At 37.4% G+C, this 8,024-nt stretch carries 12 protein-coding genes; 11 read left to right on the top strand and 1 reads right to left on the bottom strand.

Going from position 1 to position 8,024, the window contains the following annotated elements:
* Positions 1 to 429 precede the first annotated feature (429 nt).
* The 6 genes from ACJHV0_RS08000 to rraB all read left to right on the top strand — a co-directional run bounded on the left by ACJHV0_RS08000 (position 430) and on the right by rraB (position 3,535).
* Positions 430 to 615, top strand: coding sequence for a hypothetical protein (locus ACJHV0_RS08000; protein WP_483133864.1), 186 nt, complete (start codon positions 430 to 432; stop codon positions 613 to 615).
* On the top strand, positions 608 to 1,024 hold the full coding sequence (locus ACJHV0_RS07995) for a type III secretion system chaperone family protein (RefSeq protein WP_025236606.1): 417 nt from the start codon (positions 608 to 610) through the stop codon (positions 1,022 to 1,024). Before ACJHV0_RS08000 ends, ACJHV0_RS07995 begins: the two co-directional genes overlap by 8 nt.
* A gap of 201 nt (positions 1,025 to 1,225) precedes the next feature.
* Positions 1,226 to 2,056, top strand: coding sequence for a ZIP family metal transporter (locus ACJHV0_RS07990; protein ID WP_483133863.1), 831 nt, complete (start codon positions 1,226 to 1,228; stop codon positions 2,054 to 2,056).
* A gap of 3 nt (positions 2,057 to 2,059) precedes the next feature.
* Positions 2,060 to 2,479 carry a DUF805 domain-containing protein gene (locus ACJHV0_RS07985; protein WP_334254353.1) on the top strand — a complete coding sequence of 140 codons (420 nt, stop codon included), beginning with the start codon at positions 2,060 to 2,062 and terminating at the stop codon, positions 2,477 to 2,479.
* 1 nt (position 2,480) lies between these two features.
* On the top strand, positions 2,481 to 3,092 hold the full coding sequence (gene yihA, locus ACJHV0_RS07980) for a ribosome biogenesis GTP-binding protein YihA/YsxC (RefSeq protein ID WP_334254352.1): 612 nt from the start codon (positions 2,481 to 2,483) through the stop codon (positions 3,090 to 3,092).
* 14 nt (positions 3,093 to 3,106) lie between these two features.
* Complete coding sequence (gene rraB, locus ACJHV0_RS07975) at positions 3,107 to 3,535, top strand: ribonuclease E inhibitor RraB (RefSeq protein ID WP_334233756.1); 429 nt, start codon at positions 3,107 to 3,109, stop codon at positions 3,533 to 3,535.
* A 58-nt stretch (positions 3,536 to 3,593) separates the two neighbouring features.
* Here the strand turns inward: rraB and tusA are convergent, their stop codons facing one another.
* A complete protein-coding gene (gene tusA / locus ACJHV0_RS07970) occupies positions 3,594 to 3,836 on the bottom strand; it encodes a sulfurtransferase TusA (RefSeq protein WP_025216688.1) in 243 nt (80 codons plus the stop codon).
* A 10-nt stretch (positions 3,837 to 3,846) separates the two neighbouring features.
* Here tusA and pepQ point away from each other — a divergent pair, with 10 nt between their 5' ends.
* The 5 genes from pepQ to nudC are packed head-to-tail and all read left to right on the top strand — an operon-like array spanning position 3,847 to position 7,933.
* The gene (gene pepQ / locus ACJHV0_RS07965; protein WP_483133862.1) at positions 3,847 to 5,169 is read left to right on the top strand and encodes a Xaa-Pro dipeptidase; all 1,323 of its coding nucleotides are present in this window, start codon (positions 3,847 to 3,849) and stop codon (positions 5,167 to 5,169) included.
* On the top strand, positions 5,169 to 5,654 hold the full coding sequence (locus tag ACJHV0_RS07960) for an FxsA family protein (protein WP_025235368.1): 486 nt from the start codon (positions 5,169 to 5,171) through the stop codon (positions 5,652 to 5,654). The genes pepQ and ACJHV0_RS07960 overlap by 1 nt, the downstream gene beginning before the upstream one ends.
* Positions 5,654 to 6,502, top strand: coding sequence for a DMT family transporter (locus tag ACJHV0_RS07955; protein WP_483133861.1), 849 nt, complete (start codon positions 5,654 to 5,656; stop codon positions 6,500 to 6,502). The genes ACJHV0_RS07960 and ACJHV0_RS07955 overlap by 1 nt, the downstream gene beginning before the upstream one ends.
* Entirely contained in the window at positions 6,499 to 7,182 is a 684-nt protein-coding gene (locus ACJHV0_RS07950) for a pseudouridine synthase (protein ID WP_483133860.1), read from the top strand. Before ACJHV0_RS07955 ends, ACJHV0_RS07950 begins: the two co-directional genes overlap by 4 nt.
* Complete coding sequence (gene nudC / locus ACJHV0_RS07945) at positions 7,175 to 7,933, top strand: NAD(+) diphosphatase (protein WP_483133859.1); 759 nt, start codon at positions 7,175 to 7,177, stop codon at positions 7,931 to 7,933. The genes ACJHV0_RS07950 and nudC overlap by 8 nt, the downstream gene beginning before the upstream one ends.
* Positions 7,934 to 8,024 lie beyond the last annotated feature (91 nt).

The raw sequence follows: 8,024 nt of genomic DNA, 5'->3' as shown, positions 1-8,024 counted from the left end.
TCGATGGTAGTGTGGTGATTCGCCATGTGAGAGTAGAGCATCGTCGGGTTTTTATTTAGTGAGTTTATTAGTAGATAGAATGAGATAGTAGTAGACTGACTAAATAAAGCGAAAGCGGAAGAGACAGAAGAAAAGAACGAATACATAAACATAAACAAGACATAAAGAGCCTCTATTATCTTAGCATAACCATAACATAGAAGGTTATTTTGTAGAATAAGGCATAAAAATGACCGCTTGTTACCTGAAATGAGGTAGCAAGCGGCTTTTTTATAAATAAAATTTGCAAAATGAATATGGGATAAAAATTAGACAGCCAATGGGATAATCCCATTGTTCTACTTGCTATGCAAGTAGAACAAATAAAGTACTGACAAAATAATGAGATATTTTGTTTAGTTAATATGGTTTTTATATAGGAACCCAATAATGCTGATAATGAAATTTGAAAACGGTAAACGGTTTTATGCCGATAGTATAGGAAATAAATACCAATATGATTTAACAGATCTAGGCGATCAACTTAGTTATAAAATAGATTTAGATGCTCAAATGAGAGATCAATTATCGTTAAATCTGACTAGAAATAAAAACGGTGGAGGTATCTATGAGTAGTTCTTATGAAGAAGTTTTTGATGAATTCACAGATAGACAATTAGTGTCTATTTTAGAAGAAGCAGATTATGAAAATGTGAGAATTGTTAAACGAGGTCTTATTGCATTTACTCGTGATGGTATGAATTATCTTATAAGTAATGGATATGATGATGGTTCCATAGAAATATTTATGGCATTTAGTGATATCGATATATCATTTAAAGAAATGAATGAGTGGAATTGTGAAAAGCGATTTGTTACCGTTTATAAAAACGATGATGGAAAGGTATGCTTAAAAATGAGTTTAGAATCAGGAATGACAGAAGCGTATTTATTAAAATCTATCAATAGATTTATAACAGTCCAGAAAATATTTTCTTTATCTAGATTAGGTGGTTTAGCCAGCCTCTTGAAAATGTTTAAGTAACCTATCTCAAATTCGATTTAGTGAGCTTCTTAAAGAAGCAAAAAAATTAAGAACGAACTCCAAGCCCCAAGGTAAAGAATACTTGGGGTTTTTATTAAATTTTACAAATAGAATCATCATCATAGCTATATTTACTCTATATTAATAGATCTGAATATTTGATAGAATAAATCCATATTGATTTTTTATGGTTAATTTGTTTTGTTTGAATATTTTCTTTCGCTTTCTCCCATATGGCAGGCATTTTTAGCAGGGTTATTTACTTGGGGGTGCACAATTTTAGGCTCATCGTTTGTCTATTTTTTTAGGTCGGTAAATCGAAAATTATTAGACAGTATGATGGGCTTTGCTGCCGGTGTGATGATTGCAGCTTCATTTTGGTCTTTACTTTCACCTTCTTTAGACTATGCCGAAGCTGATTATGGAGAGCTTGCTTGGCTGCCGGCAGCGATTGGATTTCTTGCCGGTGGTGCTTTCATCAGACTAATTGACTATATCGTTCCACATTTACACCTCAGTAAGCCTATTGAGCAGGCAGAAGGAAATAAACAGCTTACAAAAGGATTGTCAAAAACCACTTTATTGTTTTTAGCCATTACGATCCATAATATTCCGGAAGGGTTGGCTATTGGTGTAACTTTTGGAGCTTTAGCAAGCCAAATGGCGAGTGTAGATGCTTCTATTATGGGGGCGATTGGTTTAGCGATAGGTATAGGTTTACAAAATATTCCTGAAGGCTCTTCTCTTGCTCTTCCAATTAGAGCTGAGGGACATAGTAGAAAAAAAGCTTTTTGGTATGGTGCAATGTCTGCGGCAGTTGAACCTATTGCAGCGGTTATTGGTGCGATTTTTGTGCTTTCGATGACGGCAATTCTTCCTTATGCTCTTGCTTTTGCTGCTGGAGCGATGATTTTCGTTGTGGTAGAAGAATTAATTCCTGAATCACAAAGTAATGGGCATACAGATATTGCAACTTTAAGTTTAATGCTAGGATTCGTGGTAATGATGATATTAGATGTTGCTTTAGGGTAAGATATGATTTGGTATAATGCACTTTTTGGCTTTAAAGGTAGATTAAACAGGCAAGGATTTTGGATAGGTTTTTTGATCAATTTCATTTTCTTGTTGATAGTTGCTGTTTTTATGACAGATTTGGCTAATTTAACTTTTTTAAGTTTTTTACCGCTATGGATTTCAGTATTTAGCCTATCTGCGATTATTGTGAAACGTTTGCACGATAGAGACCGCTCAGGCAAAGCCCTTTTAATGGTATTAGTGCCGATTATTTGCTACCTAGTATCAGCCTATACTCAAGGCATAATGAAAGTATTACTTGGCAATGTGATGCCTGCATTTATTGCAATGATCCTCTTCTTAGAATGGGGTGTTTTTAAAGGAAACCCAAATCCAAACCAATACGGTGAGCGAGGCTTATCGTTTAAATTAAGAGAATAAAATGAAATTAAATTATCACAAAACCCATTTTTTAACTTCTGCACCGGATATTCGCCATTTACCTGAAGACATTGGCGTGGAAATTGCCTTTGCAGGGCGATCAAATGCCGGTAAATCGACGGCATTAAATGCCCTCACAAATCAAAAAAGTTTAGCGAGAACTTCTAAAACACCTGGTCGAACTCAGTTGATTAACTTATTTGAAGTTGAGCCAAACTGCAAATTGGTGGATTTACCGGGCTACGGTTATGCAGCTGTTCCAGAACAAATGAAAATTCAATGGCAAAAGGCATTGGGTGAATACTTACAAAAACGAGAATGCTTAGGTGGTGTAGTGGTTTTAATGGATATTCGCCACCCATTAAAAGATCTTGACCAACAAATGATCGAATGGGCAGTTTCAGCAGATTTACCCGTTTTATTACTATTGACAAAAGCGGATAAATTAAGTCAATCCGCTCGCTCTAAACAAGTGAAAATGGTGCGAGAGGCAATTTTGCCTTTTCAAGGCGATATTCAAGTTGAGGCTTACTCGGCATTAAATAAAATTGGTGTGGATAAGCTCTCAGATAAATTAGATAGCTGGTTTGCTCCCATATTAACTGAAGAATAAATGAGGAATTGAATATGTACAACTTAGAAGAATTACGTTCTGAAACTGATGAAATTATTGAGAATTTATTAAAAGACGGTTCAGATCCTGACGCACTTTACATTATTGAGCATCACGTCGCACACCGTGATTTTGATAAATTAGAGAAACTAGTGGTTGATGCTTATAAACTTGGCTATGAAATTTCCGAAGCGGAGGAAGTAGAAGAAGAAAATGGAAAAGTCATTTTTGTGTGTGATATTGTGAGTGAAATTAACTTAAATGCCGATCTCATTACGGCACAGCAAAAAGAGTTGCTACCTTTAATTGAAAAAGCAGGTGCTGAATACGAAGGTTGGGGAACGTATTTTGAAGATCCAAATGCCGATGACGATGAGTACGGCGATGATGGCGAGTTCTTCGATGAAGATGATGATTTTGATGACGAACCAACTCGCCATTAAGAATACAAGCGGTAGATTTATGTAAATTTTTTGCATAATTCCACCGCTTGTCTTACATTTAGGATAATCCTTTTTTGATCCAATAGTGATAGGGAGAGGTAGAAACCTCTTTTTGCAGGAGCTGATGATCCATAAATTCGCAGAAACTTGGAATATCACGCGTAGTTGCTGGGTCATCGGCGATAATATGTAAAATTTCGCCATCTTCCATCGTGCGGATTGTTTTACGGGTCAGCATTACCGGCTCTGGGCAGCGTAGCCCCAAAGTATCCAATTCTCTATTTACAATTAACTTATTCATTCTATTCCTTATGAAAACATTATTTTCTAAACATCTCTCTCGCTTGCAAAATGTCGTACAAGACTTACTCGAGAAAACCTTTTTAGATGGCTTGTGGATTTATTCGGGCAAAGCAAGAACATTGTTTTTAGACGATCAAACTGCCCCATTTAAAATTAACCCTTATTTTAATTACTTTTTCCCTTATCCCCAAGCTGAAAATTGCTGGTTATTCCTAGACGGTAAAAATAAGCCAACAATTTACTTTTATGCCCCTGAAGATTATTGGGTTTCTAGCCCCAAAGTGCCAATTGAGGCTTTTTTTGCCACTGAATTTGAATGGGTTTTACTTAAGTCTGAAACTGAAATTGCAAAATTTATTCAAAATCCGACCGCTTGTGCTTTTATTGGGGAAGATAGTACGCTTGCAAATTCACTCGGCTTTAGCCAAGTTAATCCGCAGAAGATCCTGAATATTCTTAATTTTGAGCGTTCGATTAAAACTGAATTTGAGATCGAGAGTATTTACCAAGCTCAATTTTCAGCGTTGAAAGGACATCAAGCAGCTAAAGCAGCCTTTTTTGCAGGCAAAAGTGAGTTTGAAATTAATATTGAATATTTAAAAGCCACTCAGCAGTCTGATCTAAATGTACCTTATGGCAATATTATGGCGATTAATCAAAACGGAGCGGTGTTGCATTATACGGCATTAGATTTTGATACCGGTACAAAACGCCACAGCTTTTTAATTGATGCGGGGACAACGGTAAATGGTTATGCTTCTGATCTTACTCGAACTTATGCTTTTGATAGTTCATCAGAATTTGCGGAATTGGTGGCTAAAATGGAGCAATTTAAATTAGAGATTATTGCTGATTTATCGATTGGCATTAATTATCTGCATTACCATACTCGAATGCAGCAGATGATTTCTCAGCTTTTAGCCGAGCATCAATTTATTCATTTACCGGCAGAACAAATTTTTGAGGAAGGTATCAGCAGAACTTTCTTCCCACACGGGTTAGGGCATTTACTTGGCATTCAGGTTCACGATGTGGCAGGTTTTCAACAGAATGCAAGAGGTAGCCACAAAGCACCGCCAGAGGCTTATCCGAGCCTACGTTGCACTCGTGATTTGCAAGAAAATATGGTACTGACTATTGAGCCGGGTTTCTATTTTATTGATATGTTGCTGAGTAGCTGGAAAAATAGTGCTTATTCTTCCGCCTTTAACTGGCAGAAAATTGATGATTTTAAACGCTTTGGTGGTATTCGTACCGAAGATAATATCGTGATGCGTGCAACAGGTGCGGAAAACTTAACCGCAAAAGCAGAATTAAATGTGAGGAAATAATGCCGATTTTAATGGTTCTTTTTGGAATTTTCTTTTATATCTATTGTGAAATTTCACTGCTGGTTAGCATCGGCTCCGAAATTGGCGTGCTACCAACTATTTTATTATTAGTTGCTATCTCTTTTTTAGGCTTATGGTTTGTGAAGCTACGAGGTGTCTACACCCTCTATTCAATTAAGCAAGATCTCAGCCAAGGCAAAATGCCAACAGAAGCGGTGAGTAATTCAATAATGTTTGTTCTAGCAGGCATTTTATTGATTATTCCCGGCTTTTTAAGTGATATCTTGGCGATTTTATGCGTGTTGCCGTTTAGCCGAAAATTGATTCAAGCTTTTGTGATTAATAGCGTAAAAAATAAAGTTTTTATGCGTTTTACCTCGCAAAACACCCATTTTCATTCACAATCGGCTCAAGAGAGCAATACTTTTGATGCCGAGTTTGAGCGTAAATTTGATCCACAAGATGAAACCAAGAGGATCAAATAATGGATAAAAGAACGCTTGCTCTGTTGAAAGTACACGGCACAGCAGTGTTTTTCGGAGCTTCCGGTATTTTCGGGGCATTAATTCACAGCTCTGCTGAAACCATTGTTCTCGGGCGAGTGATGATCGCATTTACGATGATTTCTTTGTATTTTTTATGGAAAAAACAACCGCTTGTAAAGCTAAATCTCAAACAAATCGGGCAACAAGCTGTATCGAGTGGTTTATTAGCTGCCCATTGGGTAACGTTTTTTATTGCGGTTAAGGTAGGCGGTGTTGCGGTTGCAACATTGGGTTTTGCCAGTTTCCCTGCCTTTGTGGCGTTGTTTGAAAGTTTATTCTTCCGTGAAAAATTACGCTTTCGAGAAGTCGTATTACTGATTGCAATTACCATCGGTTTGATTTTAGTTACCCCTGAATTTACCTTTGGTAATGAAGCCACACGAGGCTTACTTTGGGGTATTTTTTCGGCATTAGTTTACGGCATTCTTGCGGTATTTAACCGCAATACAATGAGCAAAATTTCCGGTGTGCAGGCAAGTTGGTGGCAATATATTTTTGCAACGCTTTTACTGCTGCCGTTCTCGATAACCGAATTGCCGAGCGTGTCTGCACAAGATTGGTTTTGGATTTTCTGCATTGGCTTTTTGTGTACAACACTTGCTTATACTTTGTTTATTTCAAGCCTTGATACCATTAATGCACGTACCGCTTCAATGATTATCTCACTTGAGCCGGTTTACGCCATTGCGATTGCGTGGCTTTGTTTTGGTGAAATACCAACGCTTAAGATGATTATTGGCGGAGCAATTATTTTACTTTCTGTTGCGTGGGCGAATTTGAAAAAATGAAACAACCAATCTTTAAAAGAGCACTAAACAAGCGGTCAAATTTTGCTAAAAATTTGCAAAAATGGGAGAAAAAACGACCGCTTACTTTTGCTGAAACGACCGTCGTGCTCTTTAATAAGCCCTATGATGTACTTACGCAATTTACCGATGAGCAAGGGCGAAAAACGTTAAAGGATTTTATCGCTATTCCCAACGTTTACCCTGTAGGTCGGTTAGACAGAGATAGCGAAGGCTTATTGCTTTTAACCAATAATGGCGAGCTACAACATCGTTTAGCTCACCCAAAATTTGAGAAACAAAAAACTTATTGGGTGCAAGTAGAAGGCATTCCTACTCTTACCGATTTAGCGAAATTAGAAAAAGGTGTGGAGTTAAAAGATGGTTTAACCCAGCCCGCGAAAGCAAAAGCGATTTCTGAGCCAAACTATCATTGGCAATCTGCCCCGAAAATTCGTGAGCGAAAAAGCATTCCAACCAGCTGGGTTGAATTGATTATTCACGAGGGAAAAAATCGCCAAGTCAGACGAATGACGGCACATATCGGCTTTCCAACGTTACGCCTAATTCGTATCGGTTTAGGCAATTTTGAATTAGCTGATTTAGACAGCGGAGAATACCGAGTGCTATCGGAAAGTGAAAAACGCAAATTATTCAAGCAGTTAGGATTAAAAGATGAGTAAAGGATATTGGATTATTGTTAAGGATTTTGACATTGCGTTAGTGAAAAGCGAAATTCCTTGCGGTTTGGCAGAAGAATTTGACTTGGATGAGCGTGAAAAATTAGCAATAGGGATTTATCAAAATTTGCCTGTTTATTTAGTGAAAGCAACTGGGGAAGATGATCATCGAGAGTTCGCTTATTTAAGAACGCAAATTGGGAGAGAGCCGGAATTAAGTCATTTATTGCATAGGGCTGTATCGTTAAATCATTTCTTTTGCACTCATCAATTTTGTGGGAAATGTGGTGAGAAAACCGTACTGGCAGATAATGAAATTGCGGTTCATTGTAATGCTTGCGGTAATCGAGCTTATCCAACTATTAGCCCATCAATTATTGTCGCGGTGCGTAAAGGCAGACAAATTTTGCTGGCAAATCATTTGCGTCATAAAGGCACAATTTACACTACGTTAGCGGGTTTTGTGGAAGCCGGCGAACCTGTTGAAAATGCGGTTCATCGTGAAATATTTGAAGAAACAGGGTTGAAAGTTAAAAATATACGTTATTTTGGTAGCCAGCCGTGGGCGTTTCCTAATTCATTAATGCTTGGCTTTTTGGCAGATTATGAAAGTGGCGAAATTATTCTACAGGAAGAGGAGATCTGTGATGCTAAATGGTTTGACTGTAATGAAGCATTACCTGAAATTCCACAAAAAGGTACAATTGCATTTGAGTTAATTCAAGCAACATTAAAGTTGTGTAGAGAAGAGTAGGGATAAATAATCGGCATAGTAGACAAAATAGTTGCTAAAAAGTGGCTTAAAGCCTTATAGTACAAGGCTTTAAGCCCTATTTTTGAAAAAT

This window comes from Mannheimia sp. (assembly GCF_056854775.1).
This window is presented reverse-complemented; position numbering and strand designations above follow the sequence as displayed.

Coding starts and splice junctions, on each gene's coding strand:
- ACJHV0_RS08000 (WP_483133864.1), top strand. CDS start 430: ATGCTGATAATGAAATTTGAAAACGGTAAACGGTTTTATGCCGATAGT.
- ACJHV0_RS07995 (WP_025236606.1), top strand. CDS start 608: ATGAGTAGTTCTTATGAAGAAGTTTTTGATGAATTCACAGATAGACAA.
- ACJHV0_RS07985 (WP_334254353.1), top strand. CDS start 2,060: ATGATTTGGTATAATGCACTTTTTGGCTTTAAAGGTAGATTAAACAGG.
- yihA (WP_334254352.1), top strand. CDS start 2,481: ATGAAATTAAATTATCACAAAACCCATTTTTTAACTTCTGCACCGGAT.
- rraB (WP_334233756.1), top strand. CDS start 3,107: ATGTACAACTTAGAAGAATTACGTTCTGAAACTGATGAAATTATTGAG.
- tusA (WP_025216688.1), bottom strand. CDS start 3,836: ATGAATAAGTTAATTGTAAATAGAGAATTGGATACTTTGGGGCTACGC.
- pepQ (WP_483133862.1), top strand. CDS start 3,847: ATGAAAACATTATTTTCTAAACATCTCTCTCGCTTGCAAAATGTCGTA.
- ACJHV0_RS07960 (WP_025235368.1), top strand. CDS start 5,169: ATGCCGATTTTAATGGTTCTTTTTGGAATTTTCTTTTATATCTATTGT.
- ACJHV0_RS07955 (WP_483133861.1), top strand. CDS start 5,654: ATGGATAAAAGAACGCTTGCTCTGTTGAAAGTACACGGCACAGCAGTG.
- ACJHV0_RS07950 (WP_483133860.1), top strand. CDS start 6,499: ATGAAACAACCAATCTTTAAAAGAGCACTAAACAAGCGGTCAAATTTT.
- nudC (WP_483133859.1), top strand. CDS start 7,175: ATGAGTAAAGGATATTGGATTATTGTTAAGGATTTTGACATTGCGTTA.